We start from the raw sequence: 24,920 nt of genomic DNA, 5'->3' as shown, positions 1-24,920 counted from the left end.
GGGAGTTCCGTTTCGCTCGCGCGGCCTCACCCGGACGAGTCGGTGGGCGGCGCCCCCGGCAGCGGCGCGGGCTCGGGCGTGCGCAGGCCGTCCAGGACGATTCGCAGATTGCGGTCCCACTGCTGGTCACCCGCTTGCAGGCCCACCGTGTGGTCGCCGGTGGAGACGGACACCAGCAGGAACGCGACGTCCTGCCACGTGATGTCGGCGCGCATGGCGCCGGCGCCCTGCGCCCGCTCCACCAGAAGGCGGATGCGCTCGCGCAGTTCCGCGCGCGCGTGGTCGATGCCACCGCCCAGCGCGTAGTTGATGTCGCACAGTTCGTTTCGAAGCCGGGTGTAGGACGCCGCGAAGCCGCAGAAGCCCTCCCAGGGGTCGGGATCGGCGAGGCCCTCGTCACCCTTGGCGACGATCTCACCGAGCACCTCGGCGAGGACCGCCTCGAGCAGCGTCTCCAGGGTGCTGACGCGCCGGTAGAACGTCCCGACGCCCACCCCGGCGCGGCGCGCGATCTCGTGGGCCGTGACCTCGCCGCCGATCTCGCCGGTCGCCTCGCGCGCCGCCGCGACGAGACGCTCCACGTTGCGCCGGGCGTCGGCCCGCGGGCGGCGGCCCGTGCCGTCGTCCAGCAGCCGGTCCACCGCGCTCCTGGTACCGCTCATGAATCGGATTCTAGCCACAAGCGGACGCTTCCGGTCCGATTTAAGTGGACAGCTCACGTCCGGTTGCGCTAACTTCTCCGGAAGCGGACGCGACCCGTCCGTTTGACGAAGGGACCGGTGATGGCATCCGGACACGGAGGCTCCCCCGCCATGAAGATCACCGCGCTCGCCGCGGGCTTCGTGATGGCGAGCGTGGACGCCACGGTCATGCAGATAGCGGGGGCGACCGTGCAGGAGCGCCTCCACGCTCCGCTGAGCCGCCTGACCTGGGCCGTCGACGGCTACGTGCTGACGTTCGCGGCCCTGCTGATGCTGGCGGGCGGCCTCGCCGGCCGGCTCGGGGCCCGGCGCGTCTACCTGGCGGGCATGGCGGTGTTCCTCGCCGCCTCGCTGGCCGCCGCGCTCGCCCCCGCGATCGAGGTCCTCATCGCGGCCCGGCTCGTCCAGGGCGCGGGCGCCGCGCTGTTCATGCCGAGCTCGCTCGCCCTGCTGGTCGAGGCGTTCCCCGACCCGCGGCGCCGCACGCGCGTGCTCGGCCTCTGGTCGGCGATCGTGTCGTCCTCGATCGCGCTCGGCCCGACGCTCGGCGGCGTCCTGGTGGGCACGCTCGGCTGGCGCAGCATCTTCCTGCTCAACCTGCCGCTCGCGATCGCGGGCATGGCGCTGGCCCGCCGCCACATCGCCCCCGTCCCCGGCCGTCCCGGCCCGCTCGCCCTCCCCGGCCACGCCGCGCTGACCGCCGGCCTCGGCGCCCTGAGCTTCGTGCTGATCGAGGGACCGCACCGCGGCTGGACCTCCCTCCCGGTCCTCGCCGCGATCGCCCTGGTGCCGGGCGCCACCGCCCTCCTCCTGCTGCGGGAACGCCGCGCCCCCGCCACCGTGATGCCGTGGGCGCTGTTCCGCGACCCGCGCTTCACCGGCGCCAACACCGTGGGCTTCCTCTTCAACGCCGCCTTCTTCGGGACGCTCTTCCTGGTCGGCCTGTACTTCCAGCACGGCACGGGCGCCGGCCCGATCCGGGCGGGCCTGATGGTCCTCCCGATGACGGTCTTCCTGCCGCTGAGCAATCTGGCGTTCGCGCACCTGTCCACCCGCATCCCGGCCGGCCTTCTGCTGACCGCCTCCCTCGTCCTGGCGGCCGCAGCGGCGTTCGCCCTGACCGCGCTCACCCCGTCGGGCCCCTACTGGGCGACCGCGGCGGCCCTGGCGACGACCGGCATCGCGGGCGGCATCGTCTCCCCCGCCATGACGGCGGTCATGGTCGACGCCGCGGGCCCGGGCAACGGCGGCGTCGCGGGCTCCGTCCTCAACACGGGACGCCAGATAGGCACGCTCATCGGCGTAGCGGTCATAGGCGCCGTACTGGGCGCGTCCACCGACTGGACGGCCAGCGCGGCCATCGCGTTCTCACTGGTCGGGGCCGCCTACCTCGCCGCGGCCCTGGGGGCCTGGCGCCTCATAGCCCACCCCGAACGAGCCGCCGGGCGCGAGCAGCAGCACCCCGTCCAAGAATCCACCCCCTGCACGCACACCCAACCCGCCTGACCGCACCAGAAAGGAACGATGTCGTGAGAGGCGTCGGAGTGTCAGGGGACTCGGGCGGTCCAGTCGGGGGTGGCGAACTTGCCGGTCACGTACTTGTCGGCGAGGCGCCGTTCGTCGTCGGTCACGCGGTCGTCGGTGAGGCCGTAGCGGCCGCGGAAATGGGCGATCATGCGATCGATGATCTCTTCGCGGGGCAGGCCGGTCTGGCGGCGGAGCGGGTCCACGCGCTTGACCGCGCTGGCGATGCCCTTGTCGGAGATCTTCTCCCGGCCGATGCGGAGGACCTTCAGCATCTTGTCGGCGTCGATGTCGTAGGCCATGGTCACGTGGTGCAGCACGGCGCCGGCGGCCAGCCGCTTCTGCGCCGCCCCGGCGATCTTGCCGTGGTCGGAGGTGATGTCGTTCAGCGGCTGGTACCAGGCCCTGATCCCGAGCTCGCCCAGCGCTCCCAGCACCCAGTCGTCGAGGAAGGCGTAGCTCTCGGCGAAGGACATCCCCGCCACCAGGCTTTCGGGGGCGTAGAGCGAGTAGGTGATGGTGTTGCCCGGCTCGATGAACATCGCGCCGCCGCCGCTGATCCGGCGGACCACCTCCACGCCGTGCCGCTCGGCCTCCGCGGCGTCGACCTCGTTGCGCAGCGACTGGAAGCTGCCGATGACCACCGCCGGCGACGCCCACTCCCACACCCGCAGCGTCGGCGGGCGCCGTCCCGCGCCGACCTCCTCGGCGAGAACCTGGTCGAGGGCCATGTGCAGCGCCGGGTCCTGCGGCGGCTCATGGACGAGCCGCCAGTCGTGCTCGCGCCAGTCGGACGCGCGCGCGACGGCCCGCCGCACCGCGATCCCCACGGCCTCGGCGGTGATGCCGAGCATCACGGTGTCCCGCGGGAGAGCCGCCTGGACGCGGGCCCCGAGCGCCCGGGCGTCGAGCCCGGCCGGCAGCCCGTCCAGGGCCGCATTGATCGTTTCGAGGGCGTCGTCCGGTTCCAGGAAGAAGTCGCCGCTGATCCTCGGGCCGCGCAGCACCCCGTCCACGACGTCGACGTCGGCGACGACCAGCTTGCCGCCGGGGACCTTGTACTCACCGTGCATCACGTAGACCTGAACCCCGCGGACCCGCACCGGATTCCGCCGCGTGCGCGACGACGGCGCGGCGGCGGGCGGCCACTGCGGCTAGTGTTCCGGGAACCCGACCACAGGAGGGGGCATGCCGAAACCGGGAAGGCCGGTGCGCGGCTCGTCCGGGGGCCGCCCGCTGATGGCGGCCCTCGACCTGTTCGGCCGCCGCTGGACCCTGCGCATCGTCTGGGAACTCCAGGACCAGCCCCTCGGCTTCCGCTCCCTCCAGCAGCGCTGCGACGCCATGTCCTCCAGCGTCCTGCGGCAGCGGCTCCTCGAACTGATCGACGCGGGCCTCGTCCGCCAGACGCCCGAGAACCTCTACGCCCTGACCGAGCTGGGCCGCGACGCCCGGGAGGCTCTCCGCCCGCTGTCGCGATGGTCCGACCGATGGGCCGCCGCGCTCGACGAAGGGCCCGGCTGACACCGCGCCCCGTCCTGCGGCCGCTGATCCCGGCCCGGGGGCCCGACGGCCGCCTCGACGCCCTCCGCACGCTCCCTTGCGTTTCTTTTTCCGAAGCATCAGACTGCTTCTAAAACCGAAGCACTCCGGAGGTCGCCGTGCCCCGCATCGCGCCGCTCGATCCCCCGTACACCCCCGAAGTCGCCGCCGCCCTGGCCAGATGGATGCCGCCGGACGTCGCCCACGACCCTCTGGTGCTGTTCCGCGTCCTGCACCGGAACCCCGAACTGGCGTCCCGCATGCGCGTGCTCGGCGCCGGCCTGCTCGCCCACGGCCGCCTGCCCGCCCGCGACCGGGAGATCATCATCGACCGGACCTGCGCCCGCACCGGCTGCGAGTACGAGTGGGGCGTCCACGCCGCGGCGTTCGGCAAGGCCGCCGGGCTCGGCCGAGAGCACCTCCGGGCGACCGTGTCCGGCGACGGCGCCCCCTGGTCGCCGAAGGAGCGCCTTCTGATGAGCGCGGCCGACGAACTCCACGACTCGGCCCGCATATCCGACCGGACCTGGACCGCCCTCGCCGAGCACTACGAGGAGCCTCAACTGCTCGAGATCCTGGTGCTCGCCGGCTGGTACCGCACCATCGGCCAACTGATCAACACACTGGAGATCGACAACGAACCCTGGGCCCCGCCCTTCCTCACATAAGGCACCACCACTTCGCCACACACCCGCCCACGAGAACCTCGGGACGACTCACGCACCGCTGCGGTGACGCGCTTCTTGGCAGGTCGGTTGGGTGGGCGGGGCGGGGGCGTTGTTGAATGGCGGCGTTGCGGGGAGGGTGGTCCGATGAGCAATCTTGACGTCAAGCCGAAACCGGTCGAGTGCGGGGGGCGCGAGGACGTCCCGGGAGGGCCGGTCCATGAGCTGCTGCCGCCCCGGCGGGTGCCGCTCGGCGAGAGCACGGTCGTGCGGCGGCTGCTGCCCAGCCTGGGCCGCCGGATGGTCGGCGCCTGGTGCTTCGTCGACCACTACGGACCGGACGACATCGCCGACGAGCCGGGGATGCAGGTGCCGCCGCATCCGCACATCGGCCTGCAGACGGTGAGCTGGCTGCACGGCGGCGAGGTCCTCCACCGCGACAGCCTGGGCAGTCTGCAGACCGTCCGGCCGAAGGAGCTCGGGCTGATGACGTCCGGTCGGGCGATCTCGCATTCGGAGGAGTCGCCGCGCGGGCACGGCCCCGTCCTGCACGGGGCCCAGCTCTGGGTGGCGCTGCCCGATTCGGACAGGGACACCGACCCGGCGTTCGAGCATCACGCCGACCTGCCCGTCGTCGACGGTCCGGGGTTCGGCGCCACCGTGATCCTCGGGGAGCTGGACGGGGCCGCGTCGCCCGGCACGGTCTTCACGCCCATCGTCGGGGCGGACGTCGCCCTGGCGGACGGCGCGGACGTGCGCCTGCCCGTGGAACCGGACTTCGAGTACGCCGTGCTCACGATGTCCGGCGTCACGGAGGTCGACGGCATGCGCGTGGACCCCGGGTCGATGCTGTACCTGGGATCCGGCCGCCGCGAGCTGCCCCTGAGGGCCGACGTGGCGAGCGGGCTCGTGCTGCTCGGCGGCGAACCGTTCGAGGAGAAGCTCGTCATGTGGTGGAACTTCGTCGCCCGGACGGGTGAGGAGATAGCCCGCGCCCGCGACGACTGGATGGGAGGCGACCGCTTCGGCAGCGTGCGCGGCTACGACGGCTCCCCGATCCCGGCGCCCGCCATGCCCGCGACGCCTCTGAAACCGAGGGGCCGGACTCGCTGAACGGCCGCGCGCCGCTCTCAGCTCTCGCCGGCCTGCGCGTCGCCGGCCTGCGCGTCGCCGGGCGGCGCGTTGCCGGGCGGCGCGTTGCCGGGCGGCGCGTTGCCGGGCGGCGCGTCGGCGACCTGCGCGTTGCCGGGCGGCGCGTTGCCGGGCGGCGTGTCGGCGGCCTGCGCGTTGGCGGGCGGCGCTTCGGAGGCGCGGAGGGAGGCCAGGAGGGTGCTCAGCATCAGCAGGCCTCCTGCGGCGGCGAGGCCGTTGAGGGCGATGGCCGCGATCGGATACTCGGCGGACGTGTAGCCGCCCGGGCGAAAGACCGCGACCGCGAGTTTCCAGCCGCCCCAGGCGAAAAGGGAGCCGGACGCGGTGAATCCGATGGCCGTCGGCAGCCATGCGGGCGTGTTCGGGCGTGCGGAGCTGATGGCCAGGACGCTCCAGACGCCGAGGAGCGCCCACAGGGCCGAGTCGCCCAGGAGGAGGCGGGTGTTCACGTCGACGAGATCGCGGTGCGCGGGGTCGAGCCCGAGTTCCGCACCCGCCGACCACAGCGTCCAGAAGGCGGCCGGCACGGCGGTGAGCACGGTGGCCGTGCGCGCGCGTCCGACGGCGGTCCGGTTGCGGTCGGAGAGATGCCCCAAGAAGGCGGTCGGCCATCGTTCCCGCATGTAGATGGGGAGCGCGATGGCGAGGCCGATGGCCATGCCGGTGAATCCGATGCCGATGAAAGTCATCTCCCACGAGGGCGCCGCGTCGCCGCCGGTTTCCTCACCACCGCCGCCCAGGAGGGCACTGACCAGGGTGTAGGGCATGAGGGGGATCAGGAAGCCGCCGCCCACCCAGGTGAGGAAGACCAGAGGCGCGGCCGGGATCCGCCACCGCATGCCCCGCGCCAGGACGAGCCCCAGCGCGATCCCGGTCGCGGACATGCCGACCGTCACCACGTTGAGCACGATCCAGTCCGCGCCGCCGAAATGCGCCGGAACGTGGCCGAACGCCGCGGCCGCTACCCACACGACCTTGACCGCCAGATAAAGCGACAACGACGCGGCGGCGCCGTACCCGCCGAGCCGTCGCGCCGCCGCCCATCTCGTCCCGATCACTCCGGACATTCCCGTCATGATCGAAGCCTGCCGCCCGCCGGGCGGGCGCCCCTCCCCCGCGCGGAGCGTACGCCTCCCCCGGGGGAGGGAGGGCGACGGCCTAGCGATCAGCGGGGAGGAACTCGTCGAGGGCTTCGGCGACCAGGTCGGGACGTTCGAGGGTCTGCATGTGCGGCGTGCCGGGAAGCTCCCGGTAGGTCGAGCCCGGGATGCGCCCGGCGATGCCCGACATGATCTCCGGGGTCGTCGAGGCGTCCCGTTCTCCCGCGAGCACCAGGGTCGGGAAGTCCTTCCCTGCCAGCCGGCCCTGGACGTCCAGGCCCTTGAAGGCCCGCCAGGCCGCGGCCCAGTCGGCGGAGTCGAAGCGCCGGATGCGCTCCCGCGCGTACCGGACGCCCCAGGGGTCGGTGGCGAGCGCGGCGGGCGTGAACCAGCGCGTCAGGGTGGGGACGATCTGCGCTTCCATGCCGTCGGCCTCACCGGACCGGGCTCGGTCCTCGAAGGCGTCGAAGGCGTGGTCGGTGGTGGCGAGCAGGGCCAGCGAGGCGACGCGTTCGGGTGCGCGGGCGGCGACGGTCTGCGCGATGCCGCCGCCCATCGACAGGCCGACGACGTGCGCCCGCTCCACGTCGAAGGCGTCGAGGACGCCGAGCAGGTCCGCGGCGAGGTCGTCCATGCTGAACGGCCGGGACGCCCCGGCTGCGCCGCCGTGTCCGCGGAAGTCGTAGGCGAAGACCCGCCGGCCGTCCGCCAGCCGCTCCATGACGGGCTCCCACATGCGCCAGTCCACGCCCAGGGAGTGCGAGAGGATCACGGCCGGCCCGCGGTCGCCCTTCTGCGCGACGAGGGTCTCATGATCGGCGAGCGCGATGCGGTGCATGCGCGGCGGCTTGGCCATGCCCTGCTCTTCCAGAACGCCGTTGACGACGGCGAGCGCGTCCAGCGCGCGAGGGAAGCCCGCGTAAACCGAGACGTGCTCGCACAGGGCCAGCAGTTCGGACGGTTCGACGCCCTGCCGCAACGCTCCCCGCACATGGCTGGCGAGGCGGCGTTCGGCGCCGCCCAGGGCCGCGATGATGGCGACGGAGGCCAGCTCGCGCGCCCGGCGGCCCAGTTCGGGCCGGGCCAGCGCCCCGCCGAACGCCCCCTCCACCACGGCCTCGAACATCTGCGGGGACGTCTGGAGCACCTCACCGAGCGCCTCTTCGGGCCTGCGCCCCATCAACCCTTCATATTCGCGCCGTCCGCGCTCGCCACGGTTCATGTCCTGCTCCTCTGTAGAAGTCCGCGTTCTGTGGGACGCCTCCATGCTCGTGCCGGTAGCGGCAAGATGTCTAAGACCTAGTAAGGCTCATCGTCATATCTCAGCCTTATTACTCTCGTGTCAACCGCCCGCGTCGCGGACGTCTCGCCGTGCCCGTTCCGGTTCCCCGGCGGTCTGCGGTCACGGTCCGATCGAGGCGAGGTCCGGACGGCGCGCCGCGAAGTCGATGAACGCGGCCAGCGCGGGACTCGGACGGCGTCCGGCGGGCCAGGCGAGGGACGGCGCCCAGGTCGGTTCGGGCTCAAGCCGCACGACGCTCACCGGCTGGCCCGGCTCCTCGGCGACCGAGCGGGGGACGACGGCCGCGGCGAGTCCCACGCTCGCCATCGCCCTGGCCGTGCTGTACTCCCGCGTCTCGAACCGGATGCGCGCCGTCGCGCCGGCGGCCGCCAGGGCGGACAGGACGATCTCGCGGATCACCGAGCCCGGCGAGTAGCAGACCAGGTCGACACCGTCCAGCGCGGCGACGGGCACCCTGTACCGGCCCGCGAGCGGCGCCGACACCGAAGTGATGAGGACGAGCGGCTCCTCGCCGAGGGGGAGGGACTCCAGCCGCCGCCCTTCCTCCTGCGGCGGCATCCGGACGACGGTCGCCGCGTCGAGGCGTCCTCCGCCGAGGCCCGCGACCATCTCCTCGGTGTTCATCTCCCGAAGTTCCACGTCGACCGCCGGGAACTCCCCGGAGAACTCCGCCAGCAGGCGCGCGAGCCGGGCCGTCAGGCCGCGGGCCCCGCCGAGGCGGATCCGGCCCCGTGTCCCCTCCGCCCAGCCGCGCATCTCGTCCTCGACCGCCGCGATGTCGGACAGGATCCGCTCGGCGTGCTCCAGGAGCGCCGACCCGGCCGGTGTCAGCTCGACCCTGTGGTTGTTGCGCTCGAACAGGGTGATGCCGAGCTGCCGCTCCAGCTTGCGGATCTGCTGGGACAGGGCGGGCTGCGCGATCTGCAACGTCTCCGCCGCACGCGTGAAGTGCAGCTCACGCGCCACCGCCCTGAAGTACTCCAGCTGTCGAGAACCCATCATGCGTACATGCTCTCACCACGACGTTGCTCATGTGTGGCACCTATTACGCCGTCTCGGGTGTTAACGCCGGGGTAACAGCCCGCTCCCGACACTCCCGATCATGGATTCCGACGCAGGACGGCGTCGATGAGACGGGCCGTGCTCCTCGCCGCCGCGGTGCTCGCCGCGACCGCGACCCTCGTGGCCGGTTCGACGGCGTTCGTCTACGAGCCGCCCGCCGTCCCTACGATGGCCCCGACGGCCCCGGCCCAGAGGCGGCATCCGACGACACCCACCCTCACCCGATCCCAGCGCGATGAACTCACCCGCGCGCTCCGCCGGTACCTGGACGGCAGGACCGGCGATCTGTCGATCTCGGTGCGCGAGGCGTCCACCGGCCTCTCGTACTCCTACGGCGACGGCCTGCGCACGGCGACGGCCAGCATCGTCAAGGTCGACATCGTCATGGCGCTGCTTCTCCGGGCTCAGCACGAGCGGCGTGCACTCACGTCCAGCGAGAAGGCCCTCGCCGAGCGGGCCATCAAGGTCAGCGACAACGACGCCGCCAGCGCGTTGTGGCGTTCCGTCGGCGGCGCGCGCGGTCTGGCCGCCGCCAACAGGAAGCTCGGCCTGCGCGACACCGAGCCCGGTCCCGGCGGCTCCTGGGGGTCGACGACGACGAGCGCCGCCGACCAGATCCGGCTGCTGACCGCCCTCACCTCCGCGGACAGCCCGCTGAGTTCGGCGAGCCGCCGCTACGTCCGCCGCCTGATGGGGGACGTGGCGCCAGAGCAGGCATGGGGAGTCAGCGCGGCGGGGACCGGCGCCGAGGTGAAGAACGGCTGGCTGCCCCGCGAAAGGCACGGCGGCGCCTGGACGGTCAACAGCATCGGAATCGTCGCCATCGCGGGCCGCACCTTCCTGCTCGCCGCTCTCTCCGAACGCGACCCCACCCTGCGGGACGGCGTCGAGACCCTGGAGCACGTTTGCGGAACCGTCGCCGCGGCCCTCGTCCGCGCCTCCATCGAAACCTGAGCGGTCCGTTCACCTGCGATGTTCGCGATATCCGCCCCGGGGCCGTCATACTCTCCGTCAACCAGGGCCCGTCCCCCCGCGCCGAAGGAGCCGCTGGCATGCGCACTCGTCCGCTGTACGACGTCGCCGCCGTCCTGGCGCGGCTGGGCGTGGGCATCGTCTTCATGGCACACGGCTGGCAGAAGATCGAGGCGGGGGTCACCGCGACGGGCCGCTCCTTCGACGCCCTCGGCGTGCCGCTGCCGACCGCCGCGGCGGTCTACTCCGCGTTCGTCGAGCTCCTCGGCGGGGCCGCGCTGATCGTCGGGCTCGGCCTGCCGATCGCCGGGGCCCTCCTCTTCATCGACATGGCCGGCGCGTTCGTCTTCGTCCACGCGGACCAGGGCCTGTTCCTGGTGGACGGCAAGACCGTCCAGAACGGATACGAGCTGGTCCTCGCGCTGGGCATGGCCGGCCTGCTGTTCGCGGCGGGCGGCGGAGGCCGCCTGACCCTCGACCAGTGGATCGTCGCGAAGCGCTTCCACCGCCCCCATCAGGGCGACGAGGACGAGGAGGACGCGGCGAGCTTCGTGGAGTCGCTGCGGCAGGCCGAGACGAAGCCCGCGAAGAAGCCGCGCCGCTCCCCCAAGGCGCCCGCGGCTCCCGCCCCGGACCCGTCCGAGAAGCCGGACAAGCCCGCCGACGACCCCGACGACGTGCTGGTGGCCGGACGCCGCAAGCCGTCCCAGCGCCGCCGCGCCTCGTCCACCCAGCCGACCAAGCGCCCCGCCGACGACACCGGCACACCGACCTGAGCCAGGCGAGGGGACCGACCGAAGCCGGTCCCTCGCTCCGTGAGCACCGGCTGCTCCGCCCGCTCGTGGAGGGCGGGGCGGCGATCACCAACTCACGCCTTTACCTGGAGGCCCTGACGCCAGCTGGGGTGCGCCGGGTTCCAGCCCAGTTCGCGCTTGGCCTTGGCGTTGGACGCGCCGCGCAGTTCGGTCATGAGCACGACTCCGGCCTCTCCGGCTGCCAGCCGTCCGATGAACCGCGGCACGCGCAGCGGCTTCTTGGCGCCCAGCATCGCCGCCAGCTCCGGCAGCCATTCGGCGACCGGGGCGGGGTCGTCGTCCACGATGTTGTAGACACCGCGGCCGCCGTTCTCCACCGCCGCGACCGTGGCCTCGGCGGCGTCGGCGATGTGGACGAACGACCACACCCCGCCGCCGTCGCCGACGACCGGGAACTTGCGCTTGCGGATCATCTCCAGCTGCTCGGAACCCGGCGCCATGGAGGTGCCGGGTCCGTAGAACGCGCCGTAGCGCAGCACGATCCCCTCGGTCCAGTCGGCGCCCAGCACGGCCTTCTCCAGGTGCCCGACCGCGGCGATCATCGAGGCCATCGGCGCGACCGGTGAGCGGTCCAAGGGGTCGTGCTCGCTCTTGACCCGCCCGCCGGTCCGATCGTAGGTGAACGCGCCGTTGCTCTGGGCGACGAAGCGCCGTACCCCGGTGGCGCGGGCGGCGGCGAGCAGATTGTCGTTGCCCTCGATCCGCAACCGGTCGGTCGCGGCGAAGCTGCGTTCGAAATGGCGGGTGTCGATGTGCCCGATGGCGGTCAACTGGTTGACGATCACCTCCGGGGCCGCCTCGCGCACGGCCGCCTCGACCTGGGAGCGATCGAGCGCGTCGGCGATGACCGGTACCGCGCCCAGCCGCGCCGCCCCGGCCTTGCCGGCTTCGCCGCGGACCATGGCGAACACCTCGTGCCCCGCTTCGACCAGACGAGGCACGAGCTCCTTGCCCATCGCTCCGGTCGCTCCTGCCACCAGTACTCTCATCGTCGGCTCCCTTGCTCTCCGGTCCGGGTTCGCCACTTGAACCGGATGGCCCGCCGATTGCTGACAGAAGTCGAACGTGTCCTACGTCACACCGTGAGCAGGGGCTCCCCATGCTCGGCCGCCGCCCATTGCGCGGTCGCGCGTGCGAGCTTGTCGGGGTTCGCCTGAGTACGGCAGGCGGTGATGCCCTCGGCCGTCACCTCCAGGCACATGACGGCGACGACCCGGCCGTCCACGACGGCCACAACGGCGGGCTCGCCATTGGCGACCCAGGCGTAGATCTCGGACGAGCCGCCGACGATGGCGCGTTTGGCCTCCGCGGGCTTGAAGAGCGCCCGCACGAACGTCGCGACCGCGACGGCCCCCTCGAACGCCTTGGTGCGCGCCGGGACCTTCCCTCCCCCGTCGCCGACGGAGACGGCGTCCTTGGTGAGCAGGCGCACGAGCTCATCCGTCCGCCCGCTGGTGGCGGCCGCGAGGAACTCCTCGACGATCCGATGGGCGGCCGCCTCGTCGATCGCGCCGCGGGCCTTCCCGTGCGCGACATGCTTCTTCGCGCGGTGAAAGATCTGCTGGCTGGCGGCCTCGGTGATGTCGAGGACCTCGGCGATCTCCCGGTGCGGGTAGTCGAAGGCCTCCCGCAGCACGTAGACGGCCCGTTCGTTGGGGGTCAGGCGCTCCATGAGGGTGAGGACCGCGTACGACACCGATTCGCGCTGCTCGGCCGTGTCGGCGGGCCCGAGCATCACGTCCCCCGCGAGCAGCGGCTCGGGGAGCCATCGGCCCACGTAGGTCTCGCGGCGCGCCCGCGCGGAGGTGAGCTGGTTGAGGCACAGGTTGGTGAGCACCTTCGTCAGCCAGGCCTCGGGGACCTCGATGTGGGCGACGTCGGCGGCCTGCCAGCGCAGGAACGTCTCCTGCACGACGTCCTGCGCCTCGTCCGCGGAACCGAGCAGACGGTAGGCGATGGCCTCCAGGCGGGGCCTCGCCAGCTCGAACCGGTCGACGTCCGTCCCCGTCAAAGGCATGATCCGATCCTAGTCTCCCGCAGTTCCACCTGGTCGCGGCCCGTCTCGTGTGCTCGTGCACTAGAGCAGTGCGCTTGTTCGAAGGGTGCGGTATTCCCGCCCGAATCTCGGTCTCAAGCGCCGCCGTCACCACGTACGGGGGCCTCAGTGGGGCGAAGTCCGTCGAAGAAGACGGCCAGGATCTGCTCACGGTCCTCAGGTGCTCGTTCCACGGCCCAGGCGACCGCCGCGACGAGCGAGAACAGCGCGGAGGCGTTGACGTCCGGCCGGACGGCTCCGGGCTCCTGAGCGCGCGCCAACAGTTGCGCCCCACCCGCTTTCATGGCCTGGCAACTGGCGTGCAGGTCCGATTCCGGATCGGCGAGGCTGTCAACGAGGGCGTCGACCAGGCCGCGATAGGTCATCGCATGCTCCACCGCGGCCTCGAACCACTCGACCAGTGCGTCGCCAGGCATGGCGGCGGTGAGCAGTGCGTCCGAGCGCACGCGCAGCCCGCGCAGGCTCTCACCCAGTAGTGCCTCCAGAAGCGCCTGGCGGTTCGGGAAGTGCCGGTAGAGGGTCACGTTCCCGACGCCGGCTCTGCGCGCGATGTCGTTCAAGGACGCGCCGACGCCCTGCTCGGTGAACGCCGCCCGCGCCGCCGTCAGCAGCCGGTCGTAGTTGCGCTGCGCGTCCTTGCGCGGCGCCCGCTCGGTCGCCCGCCCATTCGTCATGAACCCTCCGCCGGTTGCTAAACGAGGAACCTCCTCATATCGTACCGGACTTGAAGCGAGGAGCCTCCTCGTTTAACTCTCATCGCCGCAGCGAGGAGCACCATGACCGAAGAGATCCTGCCCGCGCCGACGACGGGGGCCGCCCGCGTGCCCGATCCGCCCGGACCGCGGCGCCGACCGGGCCTCGTGCTGGCGATCGTGCTGATCTGCCAGACGATGTTCATCCTCGACACCAGCGTGGTGAACATCGCCCTGCCCCACATCCAGCGAGACATGGGGTTCTCCCCCGCCGATCTGTCGTGGGTGCTGAACGCCTACATGCTGGCGTTCGGCGGGCTGCTCCTGCTCGGCGGACGCGTCGGCGACATCTTCGGCCAGCGGCGGGCGCTCATCGGCGGGGTCGCCGTGTTCACCGTCGCCTCACTGGCCGGGGGGCTGTCGACGTCGGCCGGGATGCTGCTCGCCGCCCGCGCCGGGCAGGGGATCGGCGCCGCCGTCGCCGCACCGACCGTGCTCGCCCTGATCACTACCGGCTTCCCCGACCAGGCCGCGCGAGGGCGGGCGCTCGGCGCCTACGCGGCCGTTTCCGGCTCCGGCGCCGCGCTCGGTCTGATCGCCGGCGGAATGCTCACCGACTGGATCTCCTGGCGCTGGGTCCTGTTCATCAACGTGCCGGTCGGCGCCGTCCTGCTCATCTCGGCCCCGCTGTTCATCCCCAGGACCGACCGCCGTCCAGGACACTTCGATCTCGCCGGCTCGCTGACCTCGACCCTGGGCGTGACCGCACTCGTCTTCGGCTTCATCCGCGCCGCCGAACAGGACTTCGGCGACCCGCTCGCCCTCGGCGCGCTCGGCACGTCCGTCATCCTGCTCGCGCTGTTCGTGGCCGTCGAGGGCCGTGCCCGGCAGCCGATCACTCCGCTGCGGCTGTTCGCCGACCGCAACCGGGCCACCGGCTACCTCGGCCTGCTGTTCGTCATGGCCGCGGGCAACGGCATGTTCTTCTTCCTCACCCAGTTCCTGCAGCAGATCCGCGGCTACGACCCGCTGAAGGCCGGCCTCGCGTTCGTGCCGCTGACCATCTTGATCCTCGTCTCCTCCAACGCTTCCGCTCGGCTGCTGCCCCGCCTCGGCGCGAAGACGCTCACCGCCTCCGGCGCCGCGGCCATCACCGTGGGCCTTCTCTGGCTGGCCCGGCTCACACCGTCGGCCGGCTACGCGGGATCGCTGCTCGGCCCGACACTCATCGCCGGTCTCGGCATGGGCACCCTGCTGGTCGGGATCACCACCATGCTGACCTCCGGCGTACGCACGGAGGACGCCGGCGCCGCCTCCGGCCTTCTCAACGTCATGCAGCAGATCGGCGGCGCGCTGGGGCTGGCCATCCTCGTCACCGCGTTCGGTGCCGCAACCCGCACGGCACACGGAACAGGCCACCACGTCTTCACCAAGGGGGCGACCACGGCCTTCACCGTCGGAGCTGCCTTCACCGCCTGCACCATCCTGCTGGCCCTGACGATGAAGACCCGCCAAGCCCCCACGCGCGAACCCCTGCCTGGCGAGGAGCCCATCTGATGGCGGTCGCATAACCCCGTCGAAGCTTCGCCTCTGGCCCTGGCAAAGGCCGGTCACGACAGGCCGCAGGTCGAATGCCGAGTCGCACCGAACGCAACAAACGCTCACGCGAAAGAGAGAGCGGGGTACCGGCTCATCGCCGATACCCCGCTCTGACCAGGCACTACACAGCCGAGATCAGCTGCAGCCGCTGGTGGAGCCGCAGCCCTCGCAGACGTAGCAGCTGCCCGCCGGGCGCATCTTGGTGCCGCAGGTGAGGCAGAGCGGCGCGTCGGCCGTGCGGCCCTGGCGGCTCTCGATGACCTCCATGGACGAGCGCGCCTCGCCGCCCGCGGCCGGGGCGGGCGCCGCCGGCCGGGCGATCTCGGCGGACTGCGCCAGGGACTCGCGGTCGACCTCCTCCTCGACGTGCAGGGCGGCGGGGTCCTCGCCGTTGGCCTGCATCGCGCGCTCCTCGGCGGTGAAGATGCCGAGGCCGGCGCGCTCCTCGTACGGGAGGTGGTCCAGCGCCAGGCGGCGGAAGATGTAGTCCATCACCGAGGTCGCCATGCGGATGTCCGGGTCGTCGGTCATGCCCGCCGGCTCGAACCGCATGTTGGTGAACTTCTCCACCCACGTCTCCAGCGGGACGCCGTACTGGAGGCTGATGGAGATCGCCATGGAGAAGGCGTCCATCACGCCGGCGAGCGTGGAACCCTGCTTGCCGAGCTTGAGGAAGACCTCGCCGACGCCGTCGTCCGGGTAGGACGAAGCGGTCATGTAGCCCTCGGCGCCCGCCACGGAGAAGCGGGTCACGGTCGCGGGGCGCTGCTTCGGCAGGCGCCGGCGGACGGGACGCGGCGCCGTCTCGGCGGGCGCCGCCGCCTTCGGCTCCTCCTTCTTGCCCGCGACGGACAGCGGCTGGCCGACCTTGCAGTTGTCGCGGTAGATCGCCAGGGCCTTCAGGCCGAGCCGCCAGCCCTCGAAGTACACCTTCTCGATGTCCTCGATGGTGGCCTGCTCCGGCATGTTGACGGTCTTGGAGATCGCGCCGGACAGGAACGGCTGGACGGCCGCCATCATCCGGACGTGCCCCATCGGGCTGATCGCCCGCTCGCCCATCGCGCAGTCGAACACCTCGTAGTGCTCGGGGCGCAGCCCGGGCGCGTCCACGACGTGGCCGTGCTCGGAGATGTACTCGACGATCGCCTCGATCTGCTCCTGCTGGTAGCCGAGCTGCTTCAGGGCGCGCGGCACCGTGTGGTTGACGATCTGCATGGACCCGCCGCCGACGAGCTTCTTGAACTTCATCAGCGCGAGGTCCGGCTCGATGCCGGTGGTGTCGCAGTCCATCATCAGGCCGATCGTCCCGGTGGGGGCGAGCAGGCTGGCCTGCGCGTTGCGGTAGCCGTTCTTCTCGCCGGCCTTCAGGCAGTCGGTCCACTGCTTGGCCGCGGCGGCGTGGATCGCCTTGCCCATCGCGTCCAGCGTGCGGACGTCGTCGTTGGCGGCGGCGTGCTTGCGCATGACGCGCTTGTGGCCCTCGGCGTTGCGCGCGTAGCCCGCGTACGGCCCGACGACGCCCGCGATCTCGGCCGAACGCCGGTAGGCGACGCCCGTCATCAGCGACGTGATCGCCGCCGCGAGGGACCGTCCGCCCTCGGAGTCGTAGGCGTGCCCGGTCGCCATCAGCAGCGCGCCCAGGTTGGCGTAGCCGATGCCGAGCTGCCGGTAGTCGCGGGTCGTCTGCGCGATCTTCTCCGTCGGGAAGTCGGCGAACGTGATGGAGATGTCCATCGCCGTGATGATCAGCTCGGTGAGCTTGACGAACCTGGCGACGTCGAAGGCGTCCTCGGGGGTGAGGAACTTGAGCAGGTTGATGCTCGCGAGGTTGCAGGACGAGTTGTCCAGGCTCATGTACTCCGAGCAGGGGTTGGACGCGGTGATCCGCCCGGTCTCGGGGTTGGTGTGCCAGTCGTTGATCGTGTCGTCGTACTGGATGCCCGGGTCGGCGCACTCCCACGCCGCCTTGGCCATCAGCCGGAACAGCTCCTTGGCCTTGATCGTCTCGACGACCTCGCCGGTCATCCGGGCGCGCAGCGCGAACTCGCCGTCCGACTCCACGGCGTGCATGAACTCGTCCGACACCCGGACGGAGTTGTTGGCGTTCTGGTACTGGACGCTGCCGATGTCCTTGCCGCCGAGGTCCATGTCGAACCCGGCGTCCCGCAGCGCGCGGATCTTGTCCTCCTCGCGCGCCTTGGTCTCGATGAACTCCCCGATGTCGGGGTGGTCGACGTCCAGCACGACCATCTTGGCGGCGCGGCGGGTCGCGCCGCCCGACTTGATCGTCCCGGCGGACGCGTCGGCGCCGCGCATGAACGACACCGGGCCGCTGGCCGTCCCGCCCGAGGACAGCAGCTCCCGGCTGGAGCGGATGCGGGACAGGTTCAGGCCGGCGCCCGAGCCGCCCTTGAAGATCACGCCCTCTTCCTTGTACCAGTCCAGGATCGACTCCATCGTGTCGTCCACGGACAGGATGAAGCACGCCGAGACCTGCTGCGGGGACTTGGTGCCGACGTTGAACCACACGGGGGAGTTGAAGCTGAACATCTGGTGGACCAGCGCGTACTTCAGCTCGTGGTCGAAGATCTCGGCGTCCTCGTCGGAGGCGAAGTAGCCCTCCTTGAGGCCCGTGTCCACGTACATCCGGACGACGCGGTCGACGAGCTGCTTCAGGCTCCACTCCCGCTGCGGCGTGCCGACCGCCCCGCGGAAGTACTTCGACGTGACGATGTTGACGGCGTTCAGCGACCAGAAGTCGGGGAACTCGACGCCGCGCTGCTCGAAGTTCACCGAGCCGTCGCGCCAGTTGGTCATGACGACGTCACGACGCTCCCAGCGCATCTCGTCGTACGGGTGCACGCCGGGCGTGGTGAAGATGCGCTCGATCTTCAGCCCTTTGCGGCCCCCCTTGCCGCGCCGCGCCGTCGAGCCGCTCACCGTCTCCGTCATGACCTTCCCCCTCTCGGACCCTCCCGCCGGGCCCTGTCCAGGAACAACCACGCCGCCGCGCGAACGATGCCCGCGCGGAGACGCCTTTACTTGTGCTGATGTGTTTCCGGAACCGTCCCTAACGGGACGGGCCGGGCTCCCCCGAGGAACCGGCCTTCCGCAGTGCTTCGATCTCCTTGGCGAAGTCGTCCAGCGACTCGAAGCTCCGGTAGACCGAGGCGAATCGCAGATAGGCGACCTCGTCGAGTTCGCCGAGCGGCCCCAGGATCGCGAGGCCGATCTCGTGCGAGGGGATTTCCGCGGATCCGGACGACCTGATCGCCTCTTCGACCCGCTGTCCCAACTTCGCGAGCGCATCCTCGTCGACCGGGCGGCCCTGGCAGGCCCTGCGCACCCCGGCGATGATCTTTTCCCGGGAGAACGGCTCGGTGACCCCGCTGCGCTTGGCCACCATCACGAGCACATTCTCCTGCGTCGTGAATCGCTTGCCGCATTCCGAGCACGACCGGCGGCGCCTAATGGCGCCACCGTCATCGGTCGAACGGCTGTCGATGACTTTGGTGTCAGGGTTGCGACAGAACGGGCAGTGCACGTCCAATCCCTCCCCTGTCGTAAACGAGTTACACCGATGGTAGCGCCATATATAGGGAACTACATCGATGTGACTACTAGATGTTGTGGTCAACCGTAGGGCTCGCCGGACCGCTTCGCAACCTGCTCCCGCGTCCCCTCCGTCACATCCGCCGCGTCCGCGCAGGTCATCTCCGAGACCCGGATTTTCCGTCCGGGCGTGTCGTCACCCACCGCCTCCGACAGGCCCCTCCCGGTAACCCCCATCACGGCAAAGTCCCAGCAAGAGGCCCCTCTCCCCCACCCGCCGCCTCCAGCAGGGCCCACCACCGACAGGCGTCGCCGCCACCACTCACACGCACGCCCCACCGCCTCTTGCCGTTACGGGCGCGACCCGCCACCCCCACCCCGAGAACAAGGCCCCCCCAGGCCGCCATGCCGCACCCGGCGCCCACCCCCACGCATTGGATCGCGACGGGCCCGCGCGACGTCCAAGACGGCCGACGACGCGGCGGCGGCGCGCATGATCGACAGGAGCGCGGACCGCCGAACCGCTCCCGCAACCGTCGGGCGAGAGGAAGGAACGTTCGACGGATGTGACGGGTGGCCGCAGCCGTGGTGACCGAGCGTGTCGGGCGCGCCGGTCAGCTTGAGGGCAGCCGGAGCTCCTGGCCGGGGTGGACGGTGGGGTCGCCGGCCAGGCCATTGAGGTCGATTATGCGCTGCACGACGAGGCGAGGATCGCTGCCAGGATCGGCGGCGGAGGCGATGTCCCAAAGGGTCTCGCCGGGCTCGACGACGACCGTTTCAGAGGGACGCGCCGGGCCGCCGTGGCTTTCCCGGGAACCGGCGAAGGCGCCCGAGCCCACGTTGAGCCAGAGCAGGATGAGCGTGACGGTGGCGGCGAAGGCGACCAGGACGGCGCGGCCCCGGCGGGTCAGGCGGATCGGGGGATGGTCACTGCGGGGTGAACCCGGCATCTCTCCCCTCCTCGACTTCGAATGCATTTTCGATCGAACGCCTGTACGATGTTCTACCAGGGGCCCTCCCGAAAAAGCGAGCGCATCTTCGAACAATTGTTTGATCATCGGGCCTGGACGCGATAGCGTTCATGACAAGGAGTGACGGATCCGAGGCGCCCGGGAGGCGACGAGCGATGAGCAAGGTCCGGGAGCTGCCCGACGGGCCGATGGACGAGACGGGCCTGACCCAGCGACAGCGCATGGTGCTGGAGGTGATCCGTGACTCGGTCCAGCGCCGCGGGTACCCGCCGTCGATGCGTGAGATCGGCGAGGCCGTGGGGCTGACCAGCACCTCCAGCGTGTCGCACCAGCTCCGGGCGCTGCAGCGCAAGGGTTTCCTGCGGCGCGACCCCAACCGGCCGCGCGCGGTCGAGGTGCGGGTGCCGGGCACGACGCCGGTGCGCACGCACGAGGAGACCTACGAGCCGGCCTCGGGGCAGCCCGCGCCCGCCTACGTGCCGCTCGTCGGCCGCATCGCCGCCGGTGGCCCGATCCTCGCCGAGGAGGCCGTCGAGGACGTCTTCACGCTGCCGAAGCAGCTCGTCGGCGAGGGCACCCACTTCCTGCTGAAGGTCACCGGCGACTCGATGATCGACGCCGCGATCGCGGACGGTGACTGGGTGGTCGTGCGGCAGCAGCCGGTGGCCGAGCAGGGCGACATCGTGGCCGCCATGATCGACGGCGAGGCCACGGTCAAGACGTTCAAGCGCCGCGACGACGGCCACATCTGGCTGATGCCCCAGAACCCCGCCTACGAGCCGATCCCCGGCGACGAGGCCTCGGTGCTCGGCCGGGTCGTGGCGGTCCTCCGCAAGATGTGACGCCGGCCCTCAGCGGCCGCCGGACCACCTCCGGCGGCCGCCCACGCACGCCCAGCCCCCAGCCGCCGTCACCAACGCCAAGACGGCCCCCTGGCACCACCCCAGGGCGCAACGAGCGCTCTACCCCATTGCCCCACGTGTGCCCCCCCGCCCCACCTGGCAAGCGCCATCTATGCCCGCACTCGCATGGCGCGCGCAACCTCAACCGCCACACGCCCCGGCACAGGTCACACCCCGAGGCTGCGCACACCTCGTAAGGCGCACCACCCCAGGCAGCGCACCCACCCCGTCAACGCATCACCCTCAAGCGGCGCACCACCCGCATAGCGCCAGCTCTGACGCACAACCCGTATGGCACACACCCTGAGCAGCCAAGACCGGCAAAGGCTCGGTCCGAGGGGGCGCATTACCCCAGCGGGCACACCACCTCAAGCGAGGCGCCCACCCAGCGGCACAGCGACCTCAATCGGCGGGTGCCCGACCCGTATGGCGCGTAACCTCAATCGGCGCGTCCCCCCGGTACTGGGCACGCCCAGAGGCTGCGCACCCTTGCATGGCGCGCTATCTCAGGTGGCGCATGAGCCAGGTGGGCACGCCACCTCAGACAACGCACCCGGCCAGCAGCACGTCCGGCCCCCGGGCCGCCCGGTCAGGACTCCGGCTCCTGCGCGGGCTTGATCACCTGGAACGGGACGCCGAAGGGGTCGCGGACGGAGGCCGCCCGCCCGTACGGGGTGTCCTCGGGCTCGGAGTCGACGGCGCCGCCGCCCGCGCGGACCTTGCGGACCGCCTCGTCGGCGTCGTCGACCGCGAAGTACGTCAGCCAGGACGAGACGGGGCCGTCACCCCCGCCGAGGACGATCTCGGAACCCCCGAGGATGCCGCCGGCGTAGCGCCCGTCGCCCGCCCGCCGCAGGACGGTGTAGTCCATGTCGCCCGGCATCGGCTCCAGTTCGTAGCCGAACACCGCCCGGTAGAACTCCCCGGCCGCGGCGGAGTCGCGCGTGACCAGTTCGTTCCACGCGAACGAGCCCGGCTCGTTGACGATCCGCGAGCCGAAGTGGGAGCGGCCCTGCCACAGGCCGAAGTGCGCGCCCTGCGGGTCGCGCAGGACGGCCATGCGGCCGAGGTCCATCACGTCCATGGGCGCGACCACGACCTCCCCGCCCCCGTCGGTGGCGCGCTTGACCAGCGCGTCGCAGTCGTCCGCGGCGAAGTAGACGCTCCACCAGAACACGTCGGGCTCGCCCTCGGGGTTCTGCATCATCCCCGCGACGGGCTCGCCGCGCAGGTTGCACATGTTGTAGTGGCCCGCCTCCGGCCCGGCGTCCTGGAACTGCCAGCCCAGCAGGGTCCCGTAGAACGTCCTGGCCCGGTCGAGATCGGGGACGCCGATGTCCAGCCAGTTGGGCGTTCCTTCCGGCGCGTTGCCCGTGACGTGGGTCATCTGCCTCACACTCCTCCGTGCTGGGGACCGTGGCCCCGGTGTCGTCCCGCCGCACGCGCCGCCACTTCCCATCCTGGCCCCGCCCACCGCGTCTACACATCGGGCCCCGGCAGGCGCCGCGATGGCCGGGACCGGCCCGGCTTCACGTACACTGGGCGAATGGTTCCGCTCCCGAACTGACAGGCCGCCCAGCGCGCCCCGGTCACAGGACCGCGCGGCGCGCTTCTTCGTGCCTGTCCACCGAGCCGTCCGTCAGGGGAGCCCTGTCACTGTGATCATCGCGAAAGACATCGAGCTGCGCGCCGGGGCCCGGCTGCTGATCGAGGCCGCCAGCTTCCGGGTCAACCCCGGCGACCGGGTCGGCTTCGTCGGCCGCAACGGCGCCGGCAAGACCACCCTCACCAAGGTCCTGGCGGGTGAGGCGCTGCCCGCGCAGGGCGCCGTGACGTCCTCCGGGACCATCGGCTACCTGCCGCAGGACCCCCGCGGCGTCGACCTCGACGAGCTGGCCCGCGACCGGATCCTGTCGGCCCGCGGGCTGGACGAGGTGATCCGCGAGCTGCGCGCCGCCGAGGAGGCGATGGCGACCGCGACCGGCGCCGGGCGCGACAAGGCCGTCCGCCGGTACGGGCGGCTGGAGGAGCGGCTGCACGTCCTCGGCGGCTACAGCGCGGAGGCCGAGGCCGCCTCGATCGCCTCCAGCCTCGGGCTGCCGGACCGGGTGCTGACCCAGCCGCTCGGCACGCTGTCGGGCGGCCAGCGGCGGCGCGTCGAGCTGGCCCGCATCCTGTTCTCCGGCGCCGACACCCTGCTGCTGGACGAGCCCACCAACCACCTGGACGCCGACTCGATCGTCTGGCTGCGCGACTTCCTCAAGGGCCACCAGGGCGGCCTGGTCGTCATCAGCCACGACGTGGAGCTGCTCGACGCGGTGGTCAACCGGGTCTTCCACCAGGACGCCAACCGCAGCGTGATCGACATCTACAACGTCGGCTGGAAGAAGTACCTCGACCAGCGCGAGACCGACGAGCGGCGCCGCAAGCGCGAGTCGGCGAACGCGCAGCGGCAGGCGTCGACGCTGCTGTCGCAGGCCGACAAGATGCGGGCCAAGGCCACCAAGGCCAAGGCGGCCCAGCAGATGGACCGGCGGGCCCGGCAGCTGCTGGCGGGCGTCGAGGGCGAGCGGCAGGCCGACAAGGTGGCCAAAATTCGCTTCCCGGACCCGGCTCCCTGCGGCAAAACCCCCCTCACCGCGGAGGGTTTGTCGAAATCGTACGGATCTTTGGAGATATTCACCGACGTCGACCTGGCCATCGACCGCGGCAGCCGGGTCGTCATCCTGGGCCTGAACGGCGCCGGGAAGACCACCCTCCTGCGCCTGCTGGCCGGGGTCGACAAGGCCGACACCGGTACCGTCGTGGCCGGTCACGGGCTGCGGATCGGCTACTACGCGCAGGAGCACGAGACGCTGGAGGTCGAGCGGTCCGTCCTGGAGAACATGCAGTCCGCCGCGCCCGGCATGGCACCGGTCGAGGTCCGCAAGATCCTCGGGTCGTTCCTGTTCTCCGGCGACGACGTCGACAAGCCCGCCGGGGTGCTGTCCGGCGGCGAGAAGACCCGGCTGGCACTGGCGATGCTCGTGGTCTCCAGCGCCAACGTGCTGCTGCTCGACGAGCCCACCAACAACCTCGACCCGGCGAGCCGCGAGGAGATCCTCGCCGCGCTGCGGACGTTCGCCGGAGCGATCGTCCTGGTGACCCACGACGAGGGCGCGGTGGAGGCGCTCGCACCGGAAAGAGTGATTTTGCTGCCAGATGGTGTGGAAGACATCTGGAGTGACGAGTTTGCCGATCTGGTGGCCCTCGCGTGACCTGCGGAGTGACTTCCGCAGATCTTTTCTGGCCGAGTGGGTAGCCGAACCGGCGGGAATGACTGATCATGGCGGGGGATAACGCAGCGGTCACCACATCACTACGGGAGGTACTCGTGGCCGAGACCCTGAAGAAGGGCACCCGCGTGACCGGTGCCGAGCGCGACAAGCTGGCGGCGGACCTGAAGAAGAGGTACGACTCCGGCGAGAGCATCCGCGCCCTGGCAGCCGCCACCGGCCGCTCGTACGGTTTCATCCACCGGATTCTGACCGAGTCCGGCGTCAACCTGCGCGGTCGCGGTGGCGCGACCCGGGGCAAGAAGTCCTGACCGGACACCGGCCCCCGGATGAGCGCACCGCCTGACCCGGCGCCGCGACCGACCGAGTAAGGTTCGGTCGCGGCGACGGACAGGTGCGGGTCCCGCCCCGTGGACGGCGGGGCGGGACCCGAACGCTCATCGGAAGGAAGACCCATGGGGGACGCGACCACGGCCGGCGGGCCGGAAACGGCCACGGCGCCGGAGACGGCGGAGCACACCCCGCCCGGCCTCGACGAGGCGGGCCTGCGGCTGGACGTGGACGGCGCGATCGCGACCGTCACCCTGGACCGGCCCGAGCGGCGCAACGCCATGACGTTCGCGACCTGGCGCGGGCTCGCCGCGATCGGGCGCTCCCTGCCCCCGGACGTGCGCGTCGTCGTCCTGCGGGGCGAGGGCCCCTCGTTCTCGGCGGGCATCGACCTCGGCATGTTCTCCGGCGGGGGAGGCGGCGAAGGATTCACCGACGGCGCAGACGCCGAGGGAACCGACCGCTTCATCGCCGAGCTGCAGGAGGGCTACACCTGGCTGCGGCGCCCCGACATCGTCTCCGTCGCGGCGGTGCACGGCCACGCCATCGGCGCCGGCTTCCAGCTCGCGCTGGCCTGCGACATCCGCGTGGTCGCCGAGGACGCGAAGTTCTGCATGAAGGAGCCCGCGCTCGGGCTCGTCCCGGACCTGACCGGCACCAAGCCGCTGGTCGAGATCGTGGGGATCGGGCGGGCCCTGGAGCTGTGC

The 24,920-nt window shown here is 71.5% G+C and carries 23 protein-coding genes; 11 read left to right on the top strand and 12 right to left on the bottom strand.

What is annotated here, in order from left to right:
• Positions 1-26 precede the first annotated feature (26 nt).
• On the bottom strand, positions 27-662 hold the full coding sequence (locus AB0C69_RS00615; protein ID WP_360347896.1) for a TetR/AcrR family transcriptional regulator: 636 nt from the start codon (positions 660-662) through the stop codon (positions 27-29).
• Between the two features lie 120 nt (positions 663-782).
• On the opposite strand from AB0C69_RS00615, the gene AB0C69_RS00610 reads away from it, so the two are divergent.
• Positions 783-2,207 (top strand): MFS transporter, encoded by a 1,425-nt coding sequence (locus AB0C69_RS00610; protein ID WP_360347893.1) that lies wholly within the window; start codon positions 783-785, stop codon positions 2,205-2,207.
• 41 nt (positions 2,208-2,248) lie between these two features.
• On the opposite strand, the gene AB0C69_RS00605 is transcribed toward AB0C69_RS00610, so the two are convergent.
• A complete protein-coding gene (locus AB0C69_RS00605) occupies positions 2,249-3,298 on the bottom strand; it encodes a biotin/lipoate A/B protein ligase family protein (RefSeq protein WP_345183101.1) in 1,050 nt (349 codons plus the stop codon).
• A gap of 115 nt (positions 3,299-3,413) precedes the next feature.
• Here AB0C69_RS00605 and AB0C69_RS00600 point away from each other — a divergent pair, with 115 nt between their 5' ends.
• The 3 genes from AB0C69_RS00600 (at position 3,414) to AB0C69_RS00590 (ending at position 5,545) form a co-directional block, all read left to right on the top strand.
• Positions 3,414-3,749: a helix-turn-helix domain-containing protein gene (locus AB0C69_RS00600; RefSeq protein ID WP_345183103.1), complete on the top strand. Its 336-nt coding sequence runs from the start codon at positions 3,414-3,416 to the stop codon at positions 3,747-3,749.
• 137 nt (positions 3,750-3,886) lie between these two features.
• Positions 3,887-4,435: a carboxymuconolactone decarboxylase family protein gene (locus AB0C69_RS00595; RefSeq protein WP_360347889.1), complete on the top strand. Its 549-nt coding sequence runs from the start codon at positions 3,887-3,889 to the stop codon at positions 4,433-4,435.
• 144 nt (positions 4,436-4,579) lie between these two features.
• Positions 4,580-5,545 carry a pirin family protein gene (locus AB0C69_RS00590; RefSeq protein ID WP_360347886.1) on the top strand — a complete coding sequence of 322 codons (966 nt, stop codon included), beginning with the start codon at positions 4,580-4,582 and terminating at the stop codon, positions 5,543-5,545.
• A 17-nt stretch (positions 5,546-5,562) separates the two neighbouring features.
• On the opposite strand, the gene AB0C69_RS00585 is transcribed toward AB0C69_RS00590, so the two are convergent.
• The 3 genes from AB0C69_RS00585 to AB0C69_RS00575 form a co-directional block, all read right to left on the bottom strand.
• A complete protein-coding gene (locus tag AB0C69_RS00585) occupies positions 5,563-6,651 on the bottom strand; it encodes a hypothetical protein (RefSeq protein ID WP_360347883.1) in 1,089 nt (362 codons plus the stop codon).
• Between the two features lie 91 nt (positions 6,652-6,742).
• Positions 6,743-7,906 carry an alpha/beta fold hydrolase gene (locus AB0C69_RS00580; protein ID WP_360347880.1) on the bottom strand — a complete coding sequence of 388 codons (1,164 nt, stop codon included), beginning with the start codon at positions 7,904-7,906 and terminating at the stop codon, positions 6,743-6,745.
• Between the two features lie 180 nt (positions 7,907-8,086).
• Complete coding sequence (locus AB0C69_RS00575) at positions 8,087-8,989, bottom strand: LysR family transcriptional regulator (RefSeq protein WP_360347877.1); 903 nt, start codon at positions 8,987-8,989, stop codon at positions 8,087-8,089.
• A gap of 126 nt (positions 8,990-9,115) precedes the next feature.
• Here AB0C69_RS00575 and AB0C69_RS00570 point away from each other — a divergent pair, with 126 nt between their 5' ends.
• Both AB0C69_RS00570 and AB0C69_RS00565 read left to right on the top strand, forming a co-directional pair.
• Entirely contained in the window at positions 9,116-10,003 is an 888-nt protein-coding gene (locus AB0C69_RS00570) for a serine hydrolase (RefSeq protein WP_360347874.1), read from the top strand.
• Between the two features lie 98 nt (positions 10,004-10,101).
• Positions 10,102-10,797, top strand: coding sequence for a DoxX family protein (locus AB0C69_RS00565; protein WP_360347871.1), 696 nt, complete (start codon positions 10,102-10,104; stop codon positions 10,795-10,797).
• Positions 10,798-10,889: 92 nt separating this feature from the next.
• Here the strand turns inward: AB0C69_RS00565 and AB0C69_RS00560 are convergent, their stop codons facing one another.
• The 3 genes from AB0C69_RS00560 to AB0C69_RS00550 form a co-directional block, all read right to left on the bottom strand.
• Entirely contained in the window at positions 10,890-11,825 is a 936-nt protein-coding gene (locus AB0C69_RS00560) for an NAD(P)-dependent oxidoreductase (protein WP_360347868.1), read from the bottom strand.
• Between the two features lie 86 nt (positions 11,826-11,911).
• Positions 11,912-12,853 carry an RNA polymerase sigma factor SigJ gene (gene sigJ / locus AB0C69_RS00555; protein ID WP_360347865.1) on the bottom strand — a complete coding sequence of 314 codons (942 nt, stop codon included), beginning with the start codon at positions 12,851-12,853 and terminating at the stop codon, positions 11,912-11,914.
• 113 nt (positions 12,854-12,966) lie between these two features.
• Positions 12,967-13,566, bottom strand: a complete 600-nt coding sequence (locus AB0C69_RS00550; protein WP_360347862.1) for a helix-turn-helix domain-containing protein — start codon at positions 13,564-13,566, stop codon at positions 12,967-12,969.
• A 102-nt stretch (positions 13,567-13,668) separates the two neighbouring features.
• Between AB0C69_RS00550 and AB0C69_RS00545 the strand changes: the two genes are divergently transcribed.
• Positions 13,669-15,141, top strand: coding sequence for an MFS transporter (locus AB0C69_RS00545; protein WP_360347859.1), 1,473 nt, complete (start codon positions 13,669-13,671; stop codon positions 15,139-15,141).
• A gap of 177 nt (positions 15,142-15,318) precedes the next feature.
• On the opposite strand, the gene AB0C69_RS00540 is transcribed toward AB0C69_RS00545, so the two are convergent.
• The 3 genes from AB0C69_RS00540 to AB0C69_RS00530 all read right to left on the bottom strand — a co-directional run bounded on the left by AB0C69_RS00540 (position 15,319) and on the right by AB0C69_RS00530 (position 19,685).
• Positions 15,319-18,135 carry a vitamin B12-dependent ribonucleotide reductase gene (locus AB0C69_RS00540; RefSeq protein WP_345183129.1) on the bottom strand — a complete coding sequence of 939 codons (2,817 nt, stop codon included), beginning with the start codon at positions 18,133-18,135 and terminating at the stop codon, positions 15,319-15,321.
• 118 nt (positions 18,136-18,253) lie between these two features.
• A complete protein-coding gene (nrdR, locus tag AB0C69_RS00535; RefSeq protein ID WP_141583086.1) occupies positions 18,254-18,727 on the bottom strand; it encodes a transcriptional regulator NrdR in 474 nt (157 codons plus the stop codon).
• Positions 18,728-19,349: 622 nt separating this feature from the next.
• Entirely contained in the window at positions 19,350-19,685 is a 336-nt protein-coding gene (locus AB0C69_RS00530) for a LysM domain-containing protein (protein WP_360347854.1), read from the bottom strand.
• Positions 19,686-19,861: 176 nt separating this feature from the next.
• Between AB0C69_RS00530 and lexA the strand changes: the two genes are divergently transcribed.
• A complete protein-coding gene (gene lexA / locus AB0C69_RS00525; protein WP_353832695.1) occupies positions 19,862-20,548 on the top strand; it encodes a transcriptional repressor LexA in 687 nt (228 codons plus the stop codon).
• A 649-nt stretch (positions 20,549-21,197) separates the two neighbouring features.
• Here the strand turns inward: lexA and AB0C69_RS00520 are convergent.
• Positions 21,198-21,995, bottom strand: a complete 798-nt coding sequence (locus tag AB0C69_RS00520) for a VOC family protein (protein ID WP_353834053.1) — start codon at positions 21,993-21,995, stop codon at positions 21,198-21,200.
• A gap of 271 nt (positions 21,996-22,266) precedes the next feature.
• Here AB0C69_RS00520 and abc-f point away from each other — a divergent pair, with 271 nt between their 5' ends.
• The 3 genes from abc-f to AB0C69_RS00505 all read left to right on the top strand — a co-directional run.
• Positions 22,267-23,865, top strand: a complete 1,599-nt coding sequence (abc-f, locus tag AB0C69_RS00515; protein WP_360347850.1) for a ribosomal protection-like ABC-F family protein — start codon at positions 22,267-22,269, stop codon at positions 23,863-23,865.
• Positions 23,866-23,981: 116 nt separating this feature from the next.
• A complete protein-coding gene (locus tag AB0C69_RS00510; RefSeq protein ID WP_021596738.1) occupies positions 23,982-24,194 on the top strand; it encodes a helix-turn-helix domain-containing protein in 213 nt (70 codons plus the stop codon).
• 144 nt (positions 24,195-24,338) lie between these two features.
• Positions 24,339-24,920: enoyl-CoA hydratase/isomerase family protein (locus AB0C69_RS00505; protein WP_360347845.1), on the top strand; the 582-nt coding region annotated here is incomplete at its 3' end.

It is taken from the genome of Actinomadura sp. NPDC048032 (assembly GCF_040653175.1).
Taxonomy (GTDB): Bacteria; Actinomycetota; Actinomycetes; order Streptosporangiales; family Streptosporangiaceae; genus Spirillospora; species Spirillospora verrucosospora.
This window is presented reverse-complemented; position numbering and strand designations above follow the sequence as displayed.